This is a genomic window from Enterococcus sp. DIV0176 (genome assembly GCF_050528535.1).
Classification (GTDB): Bacteria; Bacillota; Bacilli; order Lactobacillales; family Enterococcaceae; genus Enterococcus_B; species Enterococcus_B thailandicus.
In genome coordinates, this window is the sequence record NZ_CP172879.1 from 1,826,375 (window position 1) to 1,850,099 (window position 23,725).

Sequence of the window (23,725 nt, forward strand, 5' to 3'; positions counted from 1 at the left end):
AAACTTACACCTTCCCCATCTCAACATAAACTCGCAAGGTTGAACGCCAAATTTTTCGGTTCTTCACTGTCAAAAATTGTTTAATGCTTCTTAACAGCAGCTGCTTACGATGCTTTTTCCAATGAATTTGATCGTACTCGCGATAAAATTTTGTTTCGGCAGCTAAAATCGATTCATATCTTGTTGTCGATACTTTTTCATAATTGAGCACAGATAAGTCATGCTCCAAGCGGATTGGTAAAATTTCAATTTTTTTGTGAAGTTGATAAACTTTCCAAAAAAACCAATGATCTAAAAAATCTAAAGAAAAAGCAGGATTAAACCCGCCAATTGTTTGTAAAAATGAGATTGAAAAAACTGTTCCCGAATTGATTGCCATCACTCGTTGCTCCGTCAGCCCTACTTCAGAAACTGCTCGATAGGTACGATTAACATACTGATCGGCATAAACAGGTGAAATTTGTTGCCCTTGATCAAAAATCATCGGTACAGCAACAACACAGTCATCTGAAAATTCAACCTGACTGATTTGCTCCAAATAGCTTTCATTTAAGACAGTATCTTGATCCAACGTAATCAGTCGTTGAATCGTGGGTTGAGCTTGCGACAGTGCATAGTTGTATGCTGCTGCCAATCCCGGATTTTGCGCATCATGATAGTAATTCACGAACTTTTTTTCAAACAATGAATGGTGTTGCTCCGTTGGACTGTTATCAAAAATAACGAGTTGGATTTTTTGATCCAACACAGCTTGTGATAATAGAGCAAAAGAAGGTGTTTTTTCTATGGGTTGCTGATACAATACGACAACAACTAAATTAGTTGGTTTCATTAGAAAAAACGCCACCCCCACTTATGGAAAAATTTTGCCATCGAAGACATAAAAATTCGGAATAATTTAAAATTACGATGTGCACCTTTTCCATATAAATGAACGACTGAGTGCGTTGGGGTATACAGTAATTTGTAACCCGCTTGTTCAAATTTCAAACACAAATCATTGTCTTCAAAGTACATAAAATAGCGAGAATCAAATCCTGCAACTTCAGTAAACTTCACTGTGTCAACGACCATGAAACTCCCAGAAATCATACGAACATAACTATTTTGATTTAGCGGAAGATCCCTGCACTCAAACTTAGCCAATCGTTTATCAAACAACTTTTTCACCCATTTAAAGGGAATGAAACGCAGCATATAATCAAAAACATCTAGGCGTTCACGAATCAAATATTGAATAGAACCATCCTCGTTTAAAATCTTAGGTGCTAGCATCGCACATTCAGGGTGGTCAACCAGTAACTCAACAACTTCGGTAATTGTTTGCTCGTCTACCAAAATATCCGGATTAAAAATAACAGCATAGCGATACTTGCTGTTCAACAGATTTTGATTATGTCCGTAACCAAAACCACTGTTTTCCTGATGAAAGTTAATGTGTAGATAAGGATAGTGTAAATACTCCTTCAATTTAGCCTGATATTCAGGCGAGGAGTTATTATCAAAAATAATGATCTCAATTGCTGGGTTTTCACCAATGGTTGCAATCAAGGTATCTAATGTACGAAAAATCTTTTGACTATTTGCGGTCACTATACTGATTAGGACCGGCTGTTCTAATTTTTTATTCATCTAATGATGGTCCCATTTCTTCAAATATTTCTGCAGTACTTGCGTACGATATTCTTTATTTCCCAAAAATCGTAAAGTTTTCAAAATAAATTGATGTTTCTCACCAATCAACCCGATTAACTCCAGTAACAAAATAATCGCAAATAACATTACTAGTACCAGAACAATTGTCCCGACCTGACCAGCATAATTCATGATCATTGCTGTGAAAGAAAACATTAATGCCATCGCATAAATCGCCAAAACTGCTCCTTTGTGTGTGAAGCCTAAGCTTAATAAGCGGTGATGCAAATGCTTTTTATCCGCAGTTGAAAAAGATACTCGGTTTGCCTTGCGACGAACGATTGCAAAAAAAGTATCCGTTACTGGAACACCCAAAACAATCAATAAAGAAATTGATGAAACAAACGTTACATTTTTTAACCCTTGTAAAGATAAAACAGCCAACATAAACCCTAAAAATAATGCACCTGTATCCCCCAAATAAATCTTAGCAGGATAAAAATTATACGGGAAGAAGCCGATGATACTCGCTACTAAACAGAAAATAACAATTGGAATATACACAGTGGATGAATGCAAAAAGAAATACCCAATGATTCCAATTGTAGTCAACCCAATCAGTGATACTCCCGCAGCCAACCCATCCAATCCATCAATCAAATTCACGGCATTCGTAATACCGAAAATCCAAAAGATTGTTACTGGAAAGCTTAACCACCCGAGTTCAAAATGGCCAAAAAATGGTAAAGTAAACGAGTCGATATGAATACCTGCTAAAAAGTAGATAACAAGTGAAGCGAATAAGATCCCGACACTCTTTTGTTTTGGTGTCAACTCAAATCGATCATCTAATACCCCCGTAATGATAATAATCAACGCTGCTAATAAAATTGGTACAATATAAAATCTTGGAATAATATCATGAAACAAAATCAACGTTGAAATAACAAAAGATATAAAAATTGGCAACCCTCCGGCACTTGGCATCGGTACTGTATTGATTCTTCGCGCGTTCGGTTTATCGACCATTCCTGTTTGGACAGAAATTATTTTAAATATTGGTGTTAAAATCAACGATAATACTATCGTTAGAAAAAACCTAACGACCATACTAAACGAAACAAGCATCTGGACACCTACTTTAACTTGAGAGTTTTCCCGTTATTATAAAACACTACCATTAGTTTACAATAAGTCGAGTAAAAGAACGTAGGAATTTACGTTTTTTTATTAGAAATTTTATTTTTTATTTTTTCAACCCAACGATTAAGTGGGCCTTTACGACGTGTCGCCTGACTCCCCAATACATACTCTTGAACAACCGCATTAATGATTCCACCAAGAATGACAATCGTGGCAGCAAAGTTCAACCACAGCATCAAAACGATGAAACTTCCAATGATTTGATAACCGCTGACACGTGAAGCAAAATACTTCGCATAGATCCCAAAGACCTGCGACAACAACATCCAGCCAACCGTGGCAAAAATCGTTCCAGGCAAAATCGTTTTTAACTTCAATTGCGCATTAGGCACAATCAAATAAATCAAAAACAAAATCACAAATAGCGCAACTAATGTTACAGGCCATTTCAAAGCTTGGAACTGATCAATCAAATGTAGCGGAAACTGAAAAATCGGTTGAATTGCTTCAAGAATCAAGTTTCCTAACCCTAAGACGATTGTCACCCCACCTATCGCAACCATAAATAAGACAATGACCACTAATGAAACAAGGCGGACAATCAAAAAATTCTTTCGATTGTCCACACCATAGGCTTTATTCATTGCAATTTGTAATGCGTTGATACTTTGACTTGCTGACCAAAGCGCAGCTAATGCAGAAATTGAAAGCAATCCGCCAGAGCTTTGCGTCAGTAGATCTTTGATTGCAGGGCCAATAAATTGGTAAATCGTTTCAGGCATAACCTCTCGAACATAAGTTAACACTGTATTTGGATCAATATTTAAAAAAGGCAATACGTTGCCAAATGCAATAATCAGCGGAAACAACGATAACAACAAGTAATAAGCAACAACCACAGAAGTTGTTCCAATTTCCGAATCATTCATTCGCTTTTGCGTTGTTTCGATAAAGCGCATAAAATCCTTATTTTCTTTAATTTTCTGCCAAATCCCCATTTATTTCCCCTATACTTTTGTTATTAGTATGTGCCTTCTTCACCTTGTGACGTTAAAATTTTTGGACCGTCTTTCGTAATCGCCAAAGTATGTTCATACTGACAAGATAACCCACCATCACGCGTATATGCAGTCCAGCCATTTGGGTCCATTTTCATCTTCCAAGTTCCGGTATTGACCATTGGTTCGATGGTAATGACCATGCCTTCTTTCAATCGAAGTCCCTTACCTGCTTCACCATAATGAGGGACAGCTGGTTCTTCATGAATCGTTGGACCAACGCCATGACCGATGAAATCGCGGACAACAGATAAGTTTTCAGATTCAACATAGGTTTGGATTGCATGACCAATATCTCCAATGCGATTGCCGACTTTCGCTTGTTCAATCCCAAGGTATAATGCTTTTTTTGTTACTTCCATTAAATGATCGATTTCAGGTGTTGATTCGCCAACGACATACGCCCAACAAGAATCAGAAATGCCACCTTTTAAATCAATACACATATCAACTTTAACTAAATCGCCACTTTCTAGTGGTTTTTTGCGAGGAAATCCATGACAAATTTCATCGTTAATACTAATACATGTCGCATATTCGTAACCTTCAAAGCCGATTTGGGCAGCAATTCCACCGTGGCTTTCAATATAATTTCTGACAAAAACTTCAATATCCCAGCTTGTAATACCAGGCTTGATAAAATCGCGTAAGTTTTTATGCACGTCTGCTAATAAGGCACCAGACTCTGCCATTGTTTCAATTTCACGTGCTGATTTTAATGTAATCATTCTCTCGTCTCCTTTTTACAAATCGTTCTCATTTTACCATAGTTACCAACGTTTAGCCAAATCACAGTTATCATCTCATCGAGTTCTATTTTCTTTTTTACGCATGGTTTGGTATAATTCTTACGTATTAAGTTAAAATCGTTGATAAATTAGGAGGCAAATCATGACTTTAGCAAAAATCGTTTATGCAAGCATGACCGGCAATACTGAAGAAATTGCTGATATTGTAGCAGAAGCTTTTGAAAATTTAGATATTGATGTAGAAATCAATGAATGTACCCAAGTAGATGCAGATGAATTTGAAGACGCAGACATTTGTGTTGTCGCAACCTATACATATGGTGATGGTGAACTACCAGATGAGATTGTTGATTTTTATGAAGACTTGCAAGAAGTTGATCTTGAAGGAAAAATTTATGGCGTTTGTGGTTCTGGTGATACATTTTATGATGAATTTTGTAAATCTGTAGATGACTTTGATGCTGTCTTTGCCAAAACGGGGGCAACAAAAGGGGCAGAAAATGTCAAAGTGGACTTGAACGCTGAAGAAGAAGACATCGAAAATCTTGAAGCCTTTGCCAAAGCACTTGTCGCTAAAGCAAACTAGTTTCAACTACTCAAATATATGTAAGAAAACCGCTAAAAATCACTGTTTGATTTTTAGCGGTTTTTAGTTTTACCGATTTTTTCTACTTACTCGTTACGCACTAAAAACAATAAAGAGTCTGGGACAAAACCAAAAATTCAGCTATTCTTACTACATTTTTTAATTAAGAAAAGCCTAAAATCAGCGTTTTAAAAAACGAATTTTAGGCTTTTTTTCTGTTTAGGCTTCTTTTGTCCAAGCTCTTTTTCAAAAAATGATTCAACTAGCTTATGTAAAAACAATGTACAGCATGAAGTCACACTAATAATTTACCTTGATTGGTTCTTCCTGTACAAGAATTGCATCGATACTATCTTGAATCAATTTTTCAATTTGAGCATCAGTTGGGTGAATAATTCCTGAAGACATCAATGCAGCAATCCCAGTTGCGACGATCCAAGTACCATTATGAAGTGATTCGATTTGTTCTTTTGATAAATTTGCATATGCAGCATCTTGTTTGACTGCATTCGTGAAATAATTATAAGAAAATTCTTGCATCTCTTCCCCTCCACCATACTCTTCCAAGTATAAAGAACGATACAATTTTTTCTCACGATTGGCAAAATGAATGTAATTGTACGCTAAATCAATGATTTTATGCCCTGTGTGTTCAACTGGAAAAACTTCATTGCTTAGATAACTATAAATTTGTTCAAATAACTCTGTTTTTAAATCATCCATATTTTTGAATTCCAAATAAATTGGCTGTGTCGAACATTTCATTTTACTGGCAATATTTCTTGCAGTAAATCTTGAAAAGCCCTCTGTAGCAACCACTTCATACGCAGCAGCTAAAATCTGCTCTCTGGTAATCGTCTTTTTTCTTGCCATAATTTTTTAATCTCCTCAAAAATTATTTATAACGCTTCCACCTATTGGTTATTTTAATTGTAACACGTTTTTTTTGATATGCAAAATTTGTTTTTTTACTCTTCGTCCACCCTTTTATCACAGGAATACTCTTGGTTTCCGTTTTTATAAAAATCATAAAATCCAACATATCCATTCCTTATTTACTAATTGTTTCTACTATTAATAAATGTTATCATATTACTGGTTATTAAATCAAATAATGAGGGGGAGTAATATACATGTTAGCAAATTTTAATAAATACCTTGAGAAATATGCACGTCTAATCACTGAAACTGGTGTCAATGTTTCAGCAGGACAAACCGTTGTTCTACAAATCAGCGTTGACCAAGCACCATTAGCACGTCTGATTACACAGGAAGCCTACCAATTAGGGGCTGCGGAAGTCATCGTACAATGGACAGACGATACTATTCAAAAAGAATTTTTAACTCATGCTGCAACAGACCGTATCGAAAATGTCCCACAATACAAAATCGACCAAACAAATGACTGGGTAGAAAAAGGGGCTAGTCGAATTAGCGTCGTTTCTGCTGACCCGGATTCTCTAGCTGGTGTTGATGGCGATCGTGTAGCAAGTTATCAAAGCGCTGTTGGTAAAGCAATGATCAATTTACGTAAAGCAACTCAAGCGAACAAAGTAAGTTGGACAGTCGTCGCTGCTGCTGGCAAACAATGGGCAGCCAAAGTGTTTCCTGATTTACCTGAGTCCGAACAAGTCGATGCACTTTGGGACGAAATTTTCAAAACTACTCGTATTTATGAAGAAGATCCTGTACGCGCATGGAAAAATCACGATGAAAAATTAGCGAAAAAAGCAAATGAATTAAATCAAGAACAATTTACTGCTTTACACTATATCGCACCAGGAACTGACTTAATTATTGGTCTACCGAAAAACCATTTATGGGAAGGTGCTGGCAGCTTGAACGCACGCAACGAAAAATTCATGGCAAACATGCCTACTGAAGAAGTTTTCACAGCTCCTGACAGTCGTCGTGTAGATGGATTTATTTCTAGCACGAAACCTTTAAGCTATGCTGGAACAATCATCGAAGGAATGAAATTTACCTTCAAAGATGGAAAAGTGATTGACTTCTCTGCTGAAAAAGGCGAAGAAGTTTTAGCAAAACTATTAGACACAGATGAAGGCGCACGTCATTTAGGTGAAGTTGCTCTTGTTCCAGATCCGTCACCCATTTCCCAATCTGGTATTATTTTCTTCAACACTTTATTTGATGAAAATGCTTCAAATCACTTGGCACTTGGTTCGGCTTACGCATTCAGCTTGAAAGGCGGAACAGAAATGACCGAAGAACAACTAGCTGATGCTGGCTTGAACCGTAGCCAAACCCACGTAGACTTCATGGTTGGTTCTAATCAAATGGATATAGACGGTATTCGCGAAGATGGTTCAACTGTTCCAATCTTTAGAAATGGTGATTGGGCATAGTTTTTTCCAGTAATAGCTCTTACATTACATGAGCTATTCAATACAAAGACCTCAACCAATAATAGTATCTGGTTGAGGTCTTTCTTTTTGAAAACAGTCACAGCAACATTGCTTTAAAACTATTACGTTAGCCACAGTATCTTAACACGGAGATCAAGAAAATAAACTACCAAAAAAATTTCTTTCATTTAAACAACTTTGATAATGACAAAACGTTGTACTGATTCTTTTTTACTTCAACGGAGACATCTAAATTTGACTATCATTATAGGTTGGTTAGCTACTTGCTTCATCTAGTGCATGAATCATAAGATATCCTTTTTATTGAAAAGTCTACATATCTTCTACATATCTTAAATACATTGTGATAATCCACACCCTTACTTGCTTTATAAAGATACTTTACTAACCAATCTCGAAACACCCATGCTTCAAAATTCATTTAGTCATTTTGTATGCTCAAGAAATCCTAGCTATTGGTAGCGCTTTTCGTGTGTTATATTAAATTTTCGTTTATACTTAAAATGGCGCTGATCTGACAGTACAAACATGAAAAATGATTTTTTTAATTTATTCATTTTTTACTATCTTCCTGTAGTACTTATACTTCCACCATGGAAACCCCCGTCGGGATTTTGATAATCACTTATTCAATTCAAAAAATTGATAACCATTTTTATTATGTTAACAACCTAAAAGAATTTAATGTCTCGGTTAAGAATATAATTTAAACTAAAAAAGTCCACGCGGCAACGTGGACTAAAACCTTATTTCTAAGATTCTCTAACAAAATTATATCACAGAGATGAGGAACTAAAAATGAGAAAAGTGTTAGGTAGTTTGGCATTGTTTGTATTATTATTTTTTTTCACGGGCTGTGAAAAAAACATCACAACAAAAGATTTAAAAGCAAATGATTGGTTAATTGAAACAACTAAAGAAGGTGAACCAAATATAATAGCCTCATTTTCCGACCATGTCGTTTCATTTAGCATTGATACCAGTGAAATGGACTCTAAAGCTAACGAATGGGAAGCTCTAGGTGAAGAATTTGCCAAAACGTTAGTAGAACAAATGAATTATAAATTTGAATACACGCTAAAAAATAATGAAATGGTGTGGAAAGATGATGAAGATAAAAAAAACGATGCTACCTATATCGTTAGCAAGGAAAAAAAAGATCTTATTTTAGCACCTGACAAGAATAATAAGTCGGACAACAAGGAAAAATTGATACTAAAGCCCTATACAAAAAGGAAAACGATTAAATCTACAAAAAGCACTAGCTCCAGTAGTGATAAAAAATCTTCGAGTACTACAAAGGCTAGCACCAGTACTGCCTTTTCAACAAAGGAGAGCACTACAGAAATTTCAACTGTAGCTACTACTAACGACTATCAAGCAATACTAAATGAGTACACGACCAGTTTACAAAGCTCTACTCCATCTCTAATAGAAGAATTTAGAAGCGAGGCGGCGAATAATACGTCCGGAGTCGATGGATTAGCTGCTATTTCAAATAATAAGGTTGAAAAACTTGCGATGATTTCCACTGAAGGAATGAACCAAATGGCAAATTATCATTATTCGATTTCCGATAATTACGCTACTTATGAAAGTTGGGCCAGTAAATTGACCGACGTATACACGACTGAATCTCAAAAAATAATCAGTGAATATTTAGCATACTCAATGACTGTAGCTGTCGATGCAAACGACAAAAATACTGAACAATCCGTCCAGCAAGATTATGCCTCTTCTAGCAAATCTCAATCGGAACGTGAAAGCACTTCTCAATCACCTCAAACAGAGTATGAAAGCTCAACTGATACAGGTTATGAAGAAGTATCGCAAAGCCCTGAAAACATGTCTGCTCATACAACGATATCGTCCGAGCCAGTGAAAGTCCAAAACAAGTAGCCTGACTTATCAGAATACCATTCGATCAACGATTGGTATTAAATAGAATTGATTCAAACAACTACTTGCTACATCATTTGGCAAGAGTTGAGAAGTAAATAAAAAAACTTGTTTGGCACAAATTGGGGACCAAAAGTAAACAAAAAGCCTCTAAAACTAACTTTTAGAAGTAAGTTTTAGAGGCTAACTTTTTAAGCCATTACGTTCCCTGCCGGAATCGAACCAGCAACTAATCCTTAGGAGGGATTTGTTATATCCATTTAACTAAGGGAACTTTTTAACAATTAATCGAAACATAAAGAAACATAAAAACTACTTTGAACAATTTAAGTCCAACAGAATTATTGTAGCTGTTTTGTTTTTTTCTTGCAAGCCTTCCCCTGACAAAAAACGAAGTATTTCTTACGTTTTTTCTTCTCAAAGCAAACTATTCGCAATCTTCTACTCGCTGATGCTACACTTAGAGTATGAATAAGTCTTATGCTTAGGAGGAATATTTGATGACAGAAAAGCCGAAAGAAAAAATCTATGCTGAACGTTTCGATGCCTCAAAGAAAGATCGGGAAAAAATTTCAAAAGCTGCTATCCAGGAACATAAAGAAGATCATCCTCAACCGCCAAATAAAAAATTCAAGTTTAAGAAAAAACCCACTCAGTAGGAACTGATTGTGTCCGTGATAAAACACGGACGAAAAAATTTTATGAACAAATAAACGTTTAAAAAAAGGGTCAGGCAAAGTGCATCGCATTTTGTCTGACCCTTTTTTTAGAAATAATCGTTTAAAACAGGTTTTTGATCTGGAATCAGTTCCGCCAATTTTTCAACTAGCGCTTCTGAACAAATTAATTTTTCTTGGAAAACCAATTCTTGAACTTTTTTATAACCCATAAATAATTGCGTTAAACTTTGGATTGTCCCACTAACTCTTGGCAACATAGAGTCTGTTACGGGATTGACACGAACTTCACCGTCAACTAGGACCACTTCAAAGATACCTTCATTCCAACTTGCGTAAGCATCTTCTGTTACTTCAACAGCAAAAGCCACTTGTGTTTTTGGAAATGGATAAGCAGCTAAAAATTTAGCTAAGTCAACGATTCTTGCCATCATATCTGGTGTGATTGTTGTTTTTGCAAAAGGATTGGCAAGTAGTGTATTCAGATTATTGCCAGCGTAGCCACAAGCAAATGCAAATGTTTCAAATGCCCCACTGTGTGAACCAACAAAGCGAGCAAGCGCCTGAAACGCAGTGTGTGTCAAATAGCCCCATTCTACAATGGTAAATGTTGGTGTATCCAAACGATAAACTAAATAACCTGCTACTGCACCAGCTTCATCATAATACAATGCAAACTGATGTCCTTTCTTTTGGCGGAATTTAAAATCAATCCACCAAGCTTCCCGTGCAACTGCACCACGTTGATTGTCAGCCATTTTAGGATAAATTTTTGCTATTGCTTCTTGTGCCTGGTCAAACGAAGTCCGAACCATCTTTCCCGGTACTTTTTTGACTGCGGGGAAATCACGACTAGCTAATTCATAATGAACTTTTTCAAATAACAGTTCATAGCCATAACGACGATAAAAAGGATAAGAAAATGGTGCTAAATAAGACAATGTCACATCTCTTTCTCGACAATCAGTAAGGATTTGCTCCATGATTTGATTGATACCGCCTTGCCCTCTTGCCTCCGGATACGAAGCAACATAACCAATTCCAGCCATCAACAGTTCTTTCCCATGAAAAGCAACCGGAAACGGTGTAGCCATTACTTGGCTCATCAATTGTTCTTCTTCATTGAAAAAACCATAATTCCATGAGTGTTCTGCGATGGTTTGAAATCGTTCCCGCCGTTCAAACGTATCTTCAAAATTAAATGCGTAAGCAGCTAAATCAAACATCTCGTCGATTTGTGCACTGCCTAATTCCTTGACCTTTTTATTCATTCTTGCTACTCCTCCTACACAAAAAACTGATTGATAACTCGCTTGAAGTTTGGTTACTTGCAAACTCCAATCCACGCTCAATCAGTTCATTTACAACTTGCTTTTTCTTTTTGTCATGTAATGATAACCTAATACGTTTCTTCAATCATCGTCAACATTTTTTTGAATTGGCGACGTTTGAAATACATCAAGATTGTGCCCAAAACCATATCATTCAATTTTTGCAATACGCCATGCGAAGTCATTTGTTCCGTATAACGGATTTCACATGAGGAATCATCGATTGGTTTGATTTGATAGTGAACAACAAAATCATTTTTGGTCGTTGATGTCCGAAATTTATAAGATTGATTTTCGATAACTTCCTCGATTTTGATTCGAGCACGGCTTGATTTAGAAAATACTTTTACATATTCAAAGTTATTTAGCTGTTTACGTGTGATGCTTTTCCCTGTTGCTTTACGCACATCAAAAAGAACAGAGTCCATAACTTTATCGTAAAAGAACGATGCCGGAATATTCAATTTTTTTGTAAGTTCCATTAGTTATTTTTCTCCTTTACTTCTTTTTTCTTTCCTTTTTTAAAGAAATAGATACCTAAACCTAACAAAAACAAGCCCGTAACCATACTATATAAATCATAACTTTGGGTATTGGGGTTTAGACTATACAATAACACTAAAGAGCCAATACTACATAAAAATAAGCCATTTTTTATCATTTAAACCATCCTATCTTTCAAACACTTTTATTATACTGCAGTTGCTTGGAAATATAAAACTGTGCCCCAAGGTTGCGCTTTGATTAGTTCTTTTGCCTTTTTAGCGGCTACTTCTGGATCACTTGCTGTTGTTTCAAACATTAGCTTAATCCCTTGTTTTTCTTTAAATTGGAAGCTAATTCCATCTTCGTTAAATCCTTCTAAAAGTTCTTTGATAGCATCTTGTTGCATTGCACTTGCGATTGTAATCATTGATTTGTCCTCCTAATATTTACAAAAAAGACTGCCTCCACCTCACTGGAAGCGTCAGCAGTCTATCTTTAGTTAATTATTGTTCCCCAGCATTAGGGTCCATTTTGTTTGCTGCAATAACAAATGGTGCCCAGATTAAGAAGGTAACGACCATACATACTAAGGTTACGATTGGCGCACGCCAGTCTGCCCCTGTTGCTAAGAATGATAGTAAGAATGGCGGTACAACCCATGTTACTTGTTGCGATACCGGTGCGACCAGACCTAGGTAAGTTGCTACCCAACCAATTGCTGTCGCAACAACTGGCGCAATCAAGAAAGGAATGAACATGATTGCGTTCAATACGATTGGTAAACCAAACATTACTGGTTCATTGATATTGAAAAGACCAGGTCCAATTGACAGTTTTGCAACTGTTAGATAATCCGCACGTTTTGAGAAAATCAAGATAGCAATCAAGAGAACGATTGTCCCACCTGAACCACCAAACCAAGCGAACGCATCAAATGAACCACGAACCCACATGTAAGCTTTGCCGTCTTCAATAGCATCTAAAACAGCTGGTGTACCTGTTTTTCCATTGTAACCTTTTTGGAAAATATCGATATTGATCAATTGTGCTTGTCCCCAGATACCTTCTAGCACTGGTGCCAATACGTTTGGACCATGAATCCCGAAGAACCAGAAAATTTGCACAAAGACTGTAACGATTAATACAGCGCCGATCCCTTGTGATAAACCAAGGAATGGTTCAGCAATGTATTTTTGAACTAAGTCAATAATCAATTGACCATCAGTGAAACGTCCGACAACATAGTTAATAATTGCAATTACATATAAAGCGATTGTTGCTGGCAAAATAGCTGCGAAAGCTTTAGAAACTGCCGGTGGTACTGAATCAGGCATTTTGATTGTAATGTCAGCTAACATCAATTTACAGAAAATAATAACAGAAATGGCACCCATAATCATAACAGTGAAGTAAGCATTTCCATTTAGGTGATTTAAATTCAACCAACCCCATAAACCAACAGATAATGTACCATCTGCTACAGTCGCACCAACACCACTATTGTTGATTGCTTCTGCTACATTTGCTGGAACATCCACATTTAGCGCTGCTGAAAGAGAAGGACCAAACGCGATCCCTTGAATCAACGTTGCTAAACCTACGATACCACCTGCTAGGTCATTTACACCATAAGCTCGTGCTAAGTTATAGCCCCAAGAAAAGGCAAAAATCAAACCTGCGATAGCTAGTGTTCCGTTCCAAACAAAGCCGTTGATACCAATAATAACATTTAATACTGCAAAGAAACCTTTGTCTGCTGCTAAACTATCTGCATAAGTACTAATAAATTGCTGTGGCAAATCACGAATGATTGCATTGATCATTACAGCAACAGACCCTGCCATCGTTGCAGGCATTGTACCGATAAAAGCGTCACGTAAAGCAACTAAGTGCTTCTGCGCGCCAATTTTAGCGGCAACCGGTAGGATGTGTTTCTCCATCCAAGCTGTTAATCCGTTCATTTTATTGTTCCTCCTATAAGTTTATTTATACAAAGAGTTGCCTCCCTATACCAAGTTAAAAAATCCGTTCAAAATTTTTTTCTTCTTCCGTTCAAAAAAGAAGGTGTTGGCGTATAACTTCTCCCGTTCAAAAAAGAAGTATTACTCATTTCCTAAGCGACGATAAATATCAATAATTTCTTTTGCTAAATCTGTAAACGCAATCGAAGTCATCAAGTGATCTTGGCTATGAACCGTTAATAAAGTCACTTGTACATGATTTCCTTGTGCTTCTTGTGTTAGCATTTCTGTTTGTGAATGATGTGCTTGGACTAGTGATTCCTCAGCATCTGCGATTTTTTGATCTGCTAAGGTAAAGTCACCTTGTTTCGCTGCCGCGATTGCTTCCATCGCATCACTTTTTGCGTTACCACCATACATAATCAAACCCATGATGGCTTCTAAATTTTGTTGATCTTCCACGTTTGTCTTCCTCCAAATTTCTTAATCAGTTATTTCATTAAACTTTCTGCTTGTTCAAGTACTTTTGCACCATTCATCATGCCATAGTCTTGCATGTTGATTACATCTAAAGGAATACCTTTTGGCGCTAATTTTTGTTCAAATTGGGATTTCATGAAGCGGACTTGAGGTCCTAATAAGAGTACGTCTACATTTTTTGCTTCTAAATTGTTGTCTGCATCTGAAGCTGAAACTGCAAAGATATCTGCATCGATTCCTTTTTCTTCAGCTGCTTTTTGCATTTTTGTTACAAGTAGGCTTGTGCTCATTCCAGCGGAACAAACTAACATGATCGTTTTTTTCACCATTTTCTCCACTCCCTCTAATTTGTTTTACACTTTATTATAACGCAAGAAGCGTGCCAATAAAAAAAAGGCTAAAATAGCGTTTTCACGCCTTTTAGCCTTCAAAAACAGTGCGCACACTATTGGTTTTGTGTGCAAAACAACGATTAGTGTGCTGTACTGTATACTCTATTCATTTTTAATCTTATTTTCCAGAAACATCTGTGTAAGATACGCAATCTCATCTTCCGAGATTTTGATTTGATACTTTCTTTCTAACGGCATTAAATTTGTACGAACCATATCCATCTCAAGTCGATATTTCTTAGCAAATTCTGGCAGTTGTTTAAAGACACGGCTCTCTTCATTTTTGATAAGAGCGTCAATCATAAATGCTAAATGAATCAAGATTCCTGCATCGACTCCTGGCTCCACGATGATTGAAATATCTGTTTGAACTTGTTGAACTACCTTTTGTAAGGAATAAATCAGTTCATCGATTGCCGGAATGGCTGATAACGAGTCTTTTAAAGAATAGACAATCTTATCAATTGGGATTTCATCGTCAGCCATTCGTTTCAATGTGTTCAACTTCTCATCATTGAAAATATCATATGCTGAAAAGAACGGGATATTTTGATAATCCACATCCACCGTCCCAGCAATTGCTTTAATCTCGTATTCTTCTAAAAGAGCATCAATATGTTTTTTGAAGGACTCTCTTTCTAAAAATTGCATTTGGATCAACTCAACTTTTTGTTGATTGATAACTGGTGCAATCCGTTGGTAAAGCTTCGCGGCTACGCCCTCACCAGTAAAGCAAGTCACGATAACTGCTTTTTTACGTTGATTATCTGCCACATCACCCAACTTGAATTGGTCACGAACAATTGATTCAAAGGATAACTGGATATTTTGATAAATATCTTCTAAACTTCTTCCCACATTCGCCATTCGGATTGCTTCAATCACAATCATCGTACTTGTCATCGTAATTGCTTTTGTCCGAACACCGGTCTCTTCATAAATCAAATTACTAAATGTGTTTAAGGAACCCATATCAGTTAATAACAGTAATCCATTGCTTAGTTGTGCTTGACGAGCTTTCACGTAAGCTAAGACTTCTTCATACATCGTTTGCACTTCCATAGCAAGCGGCATGTTAAAGGCTGCCCCGATTTTAGTTCCAAGAAGTTCCTGCGCCATCTCCAACATACTGGAAGCCGTTTGGCGCCCATGCATCAACACAAGGACATCGACATTATTTTCTTTGACCCGCTCGCTCTCACCTAAATTAATTGATAAAAACATACTGATGAAGCCTATCTCATCAAACGGAATCTCAACTTCGCACTCGTCTTCAATAATAGTAGATAAATCAATTGCGACTTGAAATTCTTTCTTAAAGTGCTTGCGGATATTATTCAAATCCGGATGAACAATCATGTGTCCATCACGTACGCGATCTAATGTACTTTGTAAATGTAAAGCAAAAGCAAACCGTGCTTTTTCATTATAAATCCGATCCAATCGTTCTTCTGCCACATCATATAATTGGTTCGTCAACTGCCAGATATCATCTGGCAACAAATCTTTAGGAATATTGCTTTGCGTTAGCTCTTCGACATAGGTTTCAAAGTATTCATCGACATCTTTTGAAATCAGCGCTTCTAAATCGATACTTTCCACACCAGTTTCAGCCAAACTAGCTACTTTTTCTTCAATGTCATTATAAACTTGCATATTACGTTCAGGATCTTGTGACCAAACAACATCTGCCAATCCTGGCTCAAAGGTCAAGTATTGGCTTTTACTTTCGATAAAATGATCTAAGCGCTCTGGAAGTTCCTTGATTTTTAATAAGCCTTTTTGAACTTGTAACGAAAGTTCTTCTTTACGAATAATCAACTTTTGTTCATTATGCGTGCGGTAATGCAGAAATGATTTGGCACAAACTAATTTTAAATCACGTTTCACTTGACCGATATTTCCTTCTGCATCATAGAGCATAAATGCTAAAATCGCTTCTCGTTCAATGTCGATGCGTTGATTCAATCGATTAGCCTCTTGTTTAATGAAGAGCGAAATAATTTCATACCGTTCATCCAATGAACGTGAAGCTAAGTTTGGCAATGTAATTGCCATCGGAATACGACGATTAAACGTCGTCAAGAAACTTTCAGAAGACTCCGTCGTAGCACCTATAATTTGCACAGCTGCTTCATGAACTTGCGCACTTTCACCTAATGGTCGATAGATTCCTTTATCAATAAAAGTAAACAACATTTCTTGACCTTCAGGTGGAAGTCGATGGATTTCGTCAAGGAACAAAATTCCGCCATCTGCTTTTGCAATTAACCCTGGGCTGTCTTCTGCAGCTCCCGTGTAGGCGCCTTTTTTGATCCCAAAAATGTGTCCAAACAGCAATTGAGGATTCTGTGCATAATCAGCACAGTTAAATGAAACAAACGGTGCATCAGGTGCCAAAGTTTCAGAGTCCATCGCAAAATGATACATACATTCTGCAAACATAGATTTCCCTGTACCTGTTTCCCCAAAAATAATTGTATGTAAACCTCTTGGTGGATAGAGAATCGCTGCTTTTGCTTGTTGGATACTCACTTTTAGCGATTCGTTTTCTCCTACTAATGTTTCAAAGGTTACTTGTGTTGATGAATCAACATGGACTTCTTCTTTTGCTTCTTTGGACATAGAATAAACCACCGGACGACCAGCGGTTTTCATGATTTGTCGCTCTTTATATAAATCACTTAAATAACGGCTTGCATTACTTCGATCAATGTGAAGATGTTTGGCTACGTCACTTGCAGTTAAGCCGTGTTGATTGATTGTTAATAAATGGATGATTTCTTTCTGGCGAGCATTCATACAAACCCTCCTTTAGTGAGTTTTCATTGATGCCGTTTTCAACATAATAACACAAAAAGGCGCTTATTTGCGCCTTGCTCCTTTATTTTTTTGCTTTTTTGTTTTCTTCTTGTTCTTGTTTTTTTTGTTGATTTTTTCTGTTTCAGGAAGCATTTTTGTGTGTTTTGCTACTGTTGGATTCACCTTTTTTAGTGGACGTTCTGTTTTTTCTTCTTTTTCAGCAGGCTCATGATGTAACATCCCACCATACAAATAGATTTCGGTCATCGTGATGTTTGCTTCACGCGCGATTTTCTTCATATCTCTTAGCTGATTGTCTTGAACCAAAGTAATGACCGTACCAGCATTTCCCATTCGACCTGTACGACCTGAACGGTGAAGATATGTTTCGACATTGAAGGGAACTTCCGCGTTGATAACATAAGGTAGTTTAGCAATATCTAAGCCACGAGCAGCCACATCTGTTGTCAATAAGGCTGTTGTTTTACCTGCCTTGAAATAATCCAATGCTGCTTTTCTAAGTAGTTTATTTTGATCTGAAGCCAAACTTCCCACCGTTACACCACGGAATGTTAGTTTTTCTTCCATCAGACCCAATTCACTTAGCTGGTTAAAGAACACTAATCCTTGAAAACCAGCTACATGCATCAAACGACGCAAATAATCATCTTTTTTACGTGCGGGAACACGTAAAAAGTAATGTTGCAGTCCCTTTCTTGACTCGTCTTCTTTGGAAACATCTACCACTTGAAGCTGTTTCCCACTAATCTCTTCAAACATTTCCAACAAACGATCTGCCGTAGCAGAAAAGAAAGCTAATTGATAATCAACTGGTGCTTGATGCAAGATTTGTTTCACTAATTGAACACTACTTTCATCAAATAACTGATCTGCTTCATCAAATACCATTGTTTGGATTTGGTGTGCTTTCAGTTTCTTCCCCTTCATCAATTCTAAAACGCGCCCGGGTGTTCCTACCAAGATTTCTGGTTTTTTCTTCAGCCCTTCGACTTGTCGTTTCACATTGGCACCGCCAAGTAACGATTGAACTTTTAAATCAACTAAAGCTGCCCATGTACGAGCAACTTCCGTTACTTGGATTGCCAGTTCCTGCGATGAAGTCAAAATCAGTAAACTGCTACCAGCTTGTGGTTGAACATTGAGTAGTAACGGCCAAAGATAGGCTAACGTTTTGCCAGAACCCGTTGGGGAGATTGCTACTAAGCTTTCTTTCTCACGTAATTTTTGAAAAACAGCTTGCTGAATCAAAGAAGGTTCTTCAAATCCTTGACTCGTCCATTTTTCTTGCCATTTTTCAGGAAATGTTTGTATAAATTCATTCATTAAATTTCTTCCTCATTATCTGCATCAAAAGTGATGCCTCCATTTTTTCTTAAATCGTAAACGACTTGGTTCACATTTCGTGCTAATTCGACCCATTCTTCATACAATAAGCCCCATGCACGATCTTCGCGATGATTGAGTACATTCGCAAAGTCTGCCGCTTCTTCCACCATTGGATTTTCTGCGACTTGGATTGCTAAATCCACGATTTCCTGTTGATTTCGATCATGGAACTCCGCCTTTTCAATCGCATTCACCCCATTTAAAACTAAGGTTCCTGAATCAAAATAAATTTCAGAAGGCATAAAGGAATCGCCAATTTTTCCGGGTTGAATTGCAACATCAAAGGAATCATAGCGTAAAATCCCCCAGCCAAGACCATCGACTCCAGTCGAAATTTTTCTTGAAAAATAGTGGACTTCTTTTGGCATACCAAACCAAGCAACTGCCGCATAAACTAAATAAACACCTAAATCCATCATTGCCCCACCAGAAAAATGAGGAGAGAAAATATTTGGTTCTTCACCATCTAGGACTTGGTCATATCGAGAAGAATACTTCATATAACTAAAGTTCGCACCAATGATTTCGTCTTTTGAAGGTAAGTGATCTGTAACTTTTTTAAAGCCTTTTTCATGAATATTACGAGCGGCTTCAAAGAAGTACACTTTTTGTTCATTCGCTAGATGAATGATTTCATCCATTTCTTTTGGTGTTGAGAATGCAGGTTTTTCAACGATTACATTCTTACCAGCTAAAATAGCTTGTTTTGCCTGTTCAAAATGAAGACTGTTTGGCGAAGCAATATAAACGGTATCCATATGGGCAATTCCAAAGAATGTTACTAAGTCTGTCGCAAACTCAATATCACCCGAGTATTTTTCGCCAAATGCTTGCGCTTTTTCCAATTTTCTTGAATAAACTGCTGTTAGTTCATATTTTTTTGTACTTAAAGCTGCTTCAACAAATTGATGTGTGATCCAATTTGTTCCAATAATACCTAAATGAATCATTTTCTCGTCCTCTTTTCTTTAATTATTTTCATTCACTGGATTTTTAAACGGTGCATCCAGATCAAAAGGAATTCTTTGCTTTAATCGTACACTATCCGCGTTCACCAAACAATTATACGTAAGAACTTGAACGCCTTCTGTTTGAGCTGCTCGAATAGCCAGTGCAAATTCTGGTTGCATCTCTTGATGAATCGTAGAGACTGTTAATTGTTCAAATTGAGCAATAAACAAAACATATGTCAAGTACCCTTCTTTGTGTGCGTCTACTAATTCCAAAATATGTTTTAGCCCTCGCGTCGTTGGCGCATCCGGAAATGCTCCGACAGCTAAATTTTCTAACGTCATTCCTTTGACTTCCACAAAAATTTTTTGATTCGTTGAAGTTTCCAAATAGATATCAAATTTTGAATGATGATACACAACTTCACGTTTCAAAAAAGTAATTTCCCCCATCAGCTCAGGCAACTGGATTTCCCCATTTAAAATTCCTTCAGCAGCTAACTGATTAGGCAATTGGCTATCAATGTTGAACCAAGCGTCTTTTTTCTTAACTGCAATTAAATCATAATCTGTTTTTCTTTTAGGACTTGGCGTGTAAGTCACTGCAACTTGCGCACCTGGAAGAAACACTTCTCTTCCGCGTCCTGTATTCTTGACATGAGCAGTGATGACCTCGCCATCTGTTTTTTGACAATAGGCAATAAAACGATTGGGTCGTTCAAGAAAAGAGACGACCTCGACTTGCTGATAATCCACTTGTTGTCACCTATCTTTCTATTTAGTATCCTATCATAATTTTACTAAAAACACTTGAAAAACCAGTCGAAAGTCTTAGAGAATTTTTATCCTTTTTTCGGTAGAATGAATGTAAGCATAAAAATGACTACGAACTTTCCCCGTTTAATTTAGTTAAGAAGGAGCGATTCGATGAAAAAAAGAATTTCGTATCTGATTGGCATGTCGTTATTGACCTTGCTCGGTGGGGTCGCTGTTCAAAAAAGGCAACAAAAAAAGCAAGAAAAAGCAAGTGATGTTAAAATTTATGTTCGCACTTGGTATTTTCAAGATCACCTTCAGCAAAAGCATCAACTAACTGTTCTTCCTGAATACACGTTAGTTTTAGATCAGCAACCAATCCAAGCAACCTTAATCGAATTAAATGCTCAAAAATTTGTTGTTCGTGATCAATATGGTTACCATCTCGTATTGACGAACCAATCGCCGATGACATTTTATGATGAAGCTGAAGATATCTCATATGTTTTGAGCAAAAAAGAGCAATAATTTATTTCAATTTTCTTGTCACAAAAATAACCTAGAAAATCACTTCAAACAATTCAATTGATTCAGGTAAATAATCCAGCTGACCAATTTGTGTCAGCTGTTTTTGTTTGTGAAGAGCGAACAAAAATTCCTCATTTTTTCATTTAGAAAAATAGTCATTTTCATTTTTTTTTGTTACACTTACTATTGATGGTTTTTACCATGAAAGGATGATCGAACATGACACCAAATCGAGAGGATTACTTAAAAATCATTTTAGAGTTGGGTGGCGATACAACCAAAGTTAACAATAAACAAATCGTATCCAGCCTGGATGTCTCGCCGGCGTCCGTTAGTGAAATGATTTCAAAACTTGTGAAAGAGCAATTAGTTGAACATTCACCCTACCAAGGCGTACAATTAACGACCGCGGGACTTTATAAAGCTAGTAGCTTGATTCGCAAACATCGTTTATGGGAAGTTTTTTTAGTTGAACATTTAGATTATCGTTGGAATGAAGTACATGATGACGCTGAAGTCTTAGAACATGTTACGTCAGAACAACTTGCAGATCGTTTAGAAAACTATTTGAATCATCCTAAGCATTGCCCTCACGGCGGCATTATCCCACAAAAAGAACAAGTTGTTCATGAAGAGCGCCGCCAAACATTAGAATCTTATCCACTTGGCACACACATTCGGATTGCTCGCGTACTAGATGAAAAAGAACTACTCGACTACCTTGTAACCATTGATCTAAATATTGATGAAGAATATGAAATCATTGATATCGCAGCTTACGAAGGCCCGATTACGATAAAGAACGAAACCAAACAAATTTCCGTCAGCTTCAAGGCGGCTAGTACCATTTTTGTTGATAAACTATAAAGGAGGACATCTGCATGTCAAATGAAAAAAATGTTTTATTTACGATTTTTGGCGGTACAGGCGATTTAGCACAACGCAAGCTGTACCCTTCCTTATTCCGCCTTTATAAAAAGGGGAATTTAAACGAACACTTTGCAGTGATTGGTACCGCGCGCCGTCCTTGGTCAGATGAACACTACCGTGAAGTAGTCAAAGAGACGATTCAATCATTGAACCCAACTGCTGAAGAAGCTGAACGCTTTGCTGACCATTTCTACTATCAGTCACATGACGTAAATGATTCTACGCATTACCAAACCCTTAAAGAATTAGCGGACGAATTGGATGAGAAATATCAAATCAGCGGGAATCGCGTGTACTATTTAGCAATGGCACCACAATTTTTTGGAACGATCGTTACACATTTGAAATCAGAAAAAATCGTTACCGAGACTGGTTTCAATCGTTTGATTATCGAAAAACCATTTGGCGCAGATTATCAATCTGCTTTTGACTTGAACCAACAAATTCGACAGGTTTTTCCTGAACAGGATATTTTTCGAATCGACCACTATCTAGGAAAAGAAATGATTCAAAATATTTCAGCTATTCGCTTTGCTAACAATATCTTTGAATCACAATGGAACAACCGTTACATTGACAATATCCAAATCACATTTGGTGAAAGCCTTGGTGTCGAAGATCGTGGTGGATATTACGATCACAGTGGTGCACTAAAAGATATGGTGCAAAACCACATTCTACAAGTTGTCGCTTTATTAGCGATGGAACCTCCTGTTGCCTTTTCTGAAAAAGAAATTCGTACAGAAAAAATCAAAGCCTTAAAAGCTGTTCGGATTTATAACGAAGATGAAGTCAAAGAAAACTTTGTTCGTGGACAATATGCAGCTGGAGAATTGGATGGACAACGTTTCAAGGCTTATCGTGATGAAGATAAAGTAGATGAACATTCTGAAACAGAAACATTTGTCGCTGGAAAATTCACTATCGATAATTTTCGATGGTCCGGTGTTCCCTTTTATATCCGAACTGGTAAGCGTTTGACGGAAAAAGGAACCCGAATCAACGTGGTCTTCAAACAAGTACCCGTCAATGTTTTTAAAACTTCTGTTGATGAAGCTTGCGAAGAAACAAACCTTCCACCAAATGTTTTGACCATCTACATTCAACCAACAGAAGGTTTTTCTCTTTCACTTAATGGGAAAGAAGTTGGACAAGGGTTTGATACTGAACCAATCAAGTTAGCCTTTCGAAATAGTGCTGAAATGGTTGAAAATAGTCCTGAAGCTTACGAAAAATTACTTTTAGATTCCTTAAATGGTGATGGAACAAACTTTTCACATTGGGAAGAAGTTGCTCAATCTTGGCATATCGTTGACGTAATTCGTAAAACGTGGGATCAAATCCAGCCAGATTTTCCCAATTATAAAGCTGGTTCAATGGGGCCTGATGAAGCATTCGAACTTCTAGAAAAAGATGGTTTTGAATGGATCTGGCAACCCGACCATTGGTACCGTGAACGTGGAAAATTAAATTAACAACTCTTTTGACTCAAAGAAGCACGTTTCTTATCCTCAACAGTTGATAAGAAACGTGCTTCTTTTTTGTCTAGTTAGTTTACATAAAAAAGA

General features: G+C 37.0%; 24 protein-coding genes and 1 tRNA gene. 7 read left to right on the forward strand and 18 right to left on the reverse strand.

Annotated features, from left to right (window positions below; all coding sequences use genetic code 11):
- Positions 1 to 4 precede the first annotated feature (4 nt).
- From IGJ66_RS08510 to map, 5 genes are all read right to left on the reverse strand, one after another.
- Entirely contained in the window at positions 5 to 832 is an 828-nt protein-coding gene (locus tag IGJ66_RS08510) for a glycosyltransferase (protein ID WP_311798236.1), read from the reverse strand.
- On the reverse strand, positions 832 to 1,632 hold the full coding sequence (locus IGJ66_RS08515; protein ID WP_075491561.1) for a glycosyltransferase family 2 protein: 801 nt from the start codon (positions 1,630 to 1,632) through the stop codon (positions 832 to 834). The genes IGJ66_RS08510 and IGJ66_RS08515 overlap by 1 nt, the downstream gene beginning before the upstream one ends.
- Positions 1,633 to 2,763 carry a glycosyltransferase family 4 protein gene (locus IGJ66_RS08520; protein ID WP_067480639.1) on the reverse strand — a complete coding sequence of 377 codons (1,131 nt, stop codon included), beginning with the start codon at positions 2,761 to 2,763 and terminating at the stop codon, positions 1,633 to 1,635.
- Positions 2,764 to 2,852: 89 nt separating this feature from the next.
- Positions 2,853 to 3,776 carry a YihY/virulence factor BrkB family protein gene (locus IGJ66_RS08525; protein WP_067480635.1) on the reverse strand — a complete coding sequence of 308 codons (924 nt, stop codon included), beginning with the start codon at positions 3,774 to 3,776 and terminating at the stop codon, positions 2,853 to 2,855.
- Positions 3,777 to 3,799: 23 nt separating this feature from the next.
- Positions 3,800 to 4,564 carry a type I methionyl aminopeptidase gene (gene map / locus IGJ66_RS08530; RefSeq protein ID WP_067480633.1) on the reverse strand — a complete coding sequence of 255 codons (765 nt, stop codon included), beginning with the start codon at positions 4,562 to 4,564 and terminating at the stop codon, positions 3,800 to 3,802.
- A gap of 163 nt (positions 4,565 to 4,727) precedes the next feature.
- Between map and IGJ66_RS08535 the strand changes: the two genes are divergently transcribed.
- The gene (locus tag IGJ66_RS08535; RefSeq protein ID WP_075491562.1) at positions 4,728 to 5,171 is read left to right on the forward strand and encodes a flavodoxin; all 444 of its coding nucleotides are present in this window, start codon (positions 4,728 to 4,730) and stop codon (positions 5,169 to 5,171) included.
- A gap of 300 nt (positions 5,172 to 5,471) precedes the next feature.
- Here the strand turns inward: IGJ66_RS08535 and IGJ66_RS08540 are convergent, their stop codons facing one another.
- Positions 5,472 to 6,044, reverse strand: a complete 573-nt coding sequence (locus IGJ66_RS08540; protein ID WP_075491563.1) for a TetR/AcrR family transcriptional regulator — start codon at positions 6,042 to 6,044, stop codon at positions 5,472 to 5,474.
- Between the two features lie 260 nt (positions 6,045 to 6,304).
- On the opposite strand from IGJ66_RS08540, the gene IGJ66_RS08545 reads away from it, so the two are divergent.
- Positions 6,305 to 7,537 (forward strand): aminopeptidase, encoded by a 1,233-nt coding sequence (locus IGJ66_RS08545; RefSeq protein ID WP_067480624.1) that lies wholly within the window; start codon positions 6,305 to 6,307, stop codon positions 7,535 to 7,537.
- 819 nt (positions 7,538 to 8,356) lie between these two features.
- A complete protein-coding gene (locus tag IGJ66_RS08550; RefSeq protein WP_430616503.1) occupies positions 8,357 to 9,457 on the forward strand; it encodes a hypothetical protein in 1,101 nt (366 codons plus the stop codon).
- A gap of 202 nt (positions 9,458 to 9,659) precedes the next feature.
- On the opposite strand, the gene IGJ66_RS08555 is transcribed toward IGJ66_RS08550, so the two are convergent.
- Positions 9,660 to 9,731: transfer RNA gene (locus IGJ66_RS08555), tRNA-Arg, on the reverse strand.
- A gap of 226 nt (positions 9,732 to 9,957) precedes the next feature.
- Here IGJ66_RS08555 and IGJ66_RS08560 point away from each other — a divergent pair.
- Positions 9,958 to 10,116 (forward strand): hypothetical protein, encoded by a 159-nt coding sequence (locus tag IGJ66_RS08560; protein ID WP_197485182.1) that lies wholly within the window; start codon positions 9,958 to 9,960, stop codon positions 10,114 to 10,116.
- 107 nt (positions 10,117 to 10,223) lie between these two features.
- On the opposite strand, the gene IGJ66_RS08565 is transcribed toward IGJ66_RS08560, so the two are convergent.
- The 11 genes from IGJ66_RS08565 to sfsA all read right to left on the reverse strand — a co-directional run bounded on the left by IGJ66_RS08565 (position 10,224) and on the right by sfsA (position 20,699).
- Positions 10,224 to 11,405 (reverse strand): GNAT family N-acetyltransferase, encoded by a 1,182-nt coding sequence (locus IGJ66_RS08565; protein ID WP_067480618.1) that lies wholly within the window; start codon positions 11,403 to 11,405, stop codon positions 10,224 to 10,226.
- 128 nt (positions 11,406 to 11,533) lie between these two features.
- Positions 11,534 to 11,947 (reverse strand): DUF3284 domain-containing protein, encoded by a 414-nt coding sequence (locus IGJ66_RS08570; RefSeq protein WP_067480615.1) that lies wholly within the window; start codon positions 11,945 to 11,947, stop codon positions 11,534 to 11,536.
- Positions 11,947 to 12,126 carry a DUF3188 domain-containing protein gene (locus tag IGJ66_RS08575; RefSeq protein WP_067480612.1) on the reverse strand — a complete coding sequence of 60 codons (180 nt, stop codon included), beginning with the start codon at positions 12,124 to 12,126 and terminating at the stop codon, positions 11,947 to 11,949. Before IGJ66_RS08575 ends, IGJ66_RS08570 begins: the two co-directional genes overlap by 1 nt.
- Before the next feature lie 30 nt (positions 12,127 to 12,156).
- Positions 12,157 to 12,378 (reverse strand): hypothetical protein, encoded by a 222-nt coding sequence (locus IGJ66_RS08580; RefSeq protein WP_067480609.1) that lies wholly within the window; start codon positions 12,376 to 12,378, stop codon positions 12,157 to 12,159.
- 76 nt (positions 12,379 to 12,454) lie between these two features.
- On the reverse strand, positions 12,455 to 13,912 hold the full coding sequence (locus tag IGJ66_RS08585; RefSeq protein ID WP_067480606.1) for a PTS sugar transporter subunit IIC: 1,458 nt from the start codon (positions 13,910 to 13,912) through the stop codon (positions 12,455 to 12,457).
- A gap of 141 nt (positions 13,913 to 14,053) precedes the next feature.
- Complete coding sequence (locus IGJ66_RS08590; RefSeq protein ID WP_067480603.1) at positions 14,054 to 14,374, reverse strand: PTS lactose/cellobiose transporter subunit IIA; 321 nt, start codon at positions 14,372 to 14,374, stop codon at positions 14,054 to 14,056.
- Between the two features lie 29 nt (positions 14,375 to 14,403).
- Positions 14,404 to 14,721, reverse strand: coding sequence for a PTS sugar transporter subunit IIB (locus tag IGJ66_RS08595; RefSeq protein ID WP_067480601.1), 318 nt, complete (start codon positions 14,719 to 14,721; stop codon positions 14,404 to 14,406).
- 165 nt (positions 14,722 to 14,886) lie between these two features.
- Positions 14,887 to 17,586 carry a sigma 54-interacting transcriptional regulator gene (locus tag IGJ66_RS08600; RefSeq protein WP_067480598.1) on the reverse strand — a complete coding sequence of 900 codons (2,700 nt, stop codon included), beginning with the start codon at positions 17,584 to 17,586 and terminating at the stop codon, positions 14,887 to 14,889.
- A gap of 63 nt (positions 17,587 to 17,649) precedes the next feature.
- Positions 17,650 to 18,930, reverse strand: a complete 1,281-nt coding sequence (locus tag IGJ66_RS08605) for a DEAD/DEAH box helicase (protein ID WP_067480596.1) — start codon at positions 18,928 to 18,930, stop codon at positions 17,650 to 17,652.
- Positions 18,930 to 19,943 (reverse strand): Gfo/Idh/MocA family protein, encoded by a 1,014-nt coding sequence (locus tag IGJ66_RS08610; RefSeq protein ID WP_067480593.1) that lies wholly within the window; start codon positions 19,941 to 19,943, stop codon positions 18,930 to 18,932. Before IGJ66_RS08610 ends, IGJ66_RS08605 begins: the two co-directional genes overlap by 1 nt.
- 18 nt (positions 19,944 to 19,961) lie before the next feature.
- The gene (gene sfsA, locus IGJ66_RS08615; RefSeq protein ID WP_430616504.1) at positions 19,962 to 20,699 is read right to left on the reverse strand and encodes a DNA/RNA nuclease SfsA; all 738 of its coding nucleotides are present in this window, start codon (positions 20,697 to 20,699) and stop codon (positions 19,962 to 19,964) included.
- Between the two features lie 171 nt (positions 20,700 to 20,870).
- Here sfsA and IGJ66_RS08620 point away from each other — a divergent pair, with 171 nt between their 5' ends.
- From IGJ66_RS08620 to zwf, 3 genes are all read left to right on the forward strand, one after another.
- A complete protein-coding gene (locus IGJ66_RS08620) occupies positions 20,871 to 21,227 on the forward strand; it encodes a DUF4828 domain-containing protein (RefSeq protein ID WP_430604785.1) in 357 nt (118 codons plus the stop codon).
- A 219-nt stretch (positions 21,228 to 21,446) separates the two neighbouring features.
- The gene (locus IGJ66_RS08625) at positions 21,447 to 22,094 is read left to right on the forward strand and encodes a metal-dependent transcriptional regulator (RefSeq protein WP_067480584.1); all 648 of its coding nucleotides are present in this window, start codon (positions 21,447 to 21,449) and stop codon (positions 22,092 to 22,094) included.
- Positions 22,095 to 22,108: 14 nt separating this feature from the next.
- Positions 22,109 to 23,632: a glucose-6-phosphate dehydrogenase gene (gene zwf, locus IGJ66_RS08630; protein ID WP_067480580.1), complete on the forward strand. Its 1,524-nt coding sequence runs from the start codon at positions 22,109 to 22,111 to the stop codon at positions 23,630 to 23,632.
- Positions 23,633 to 23,725 lie beyond the last annotated feature (93 nt).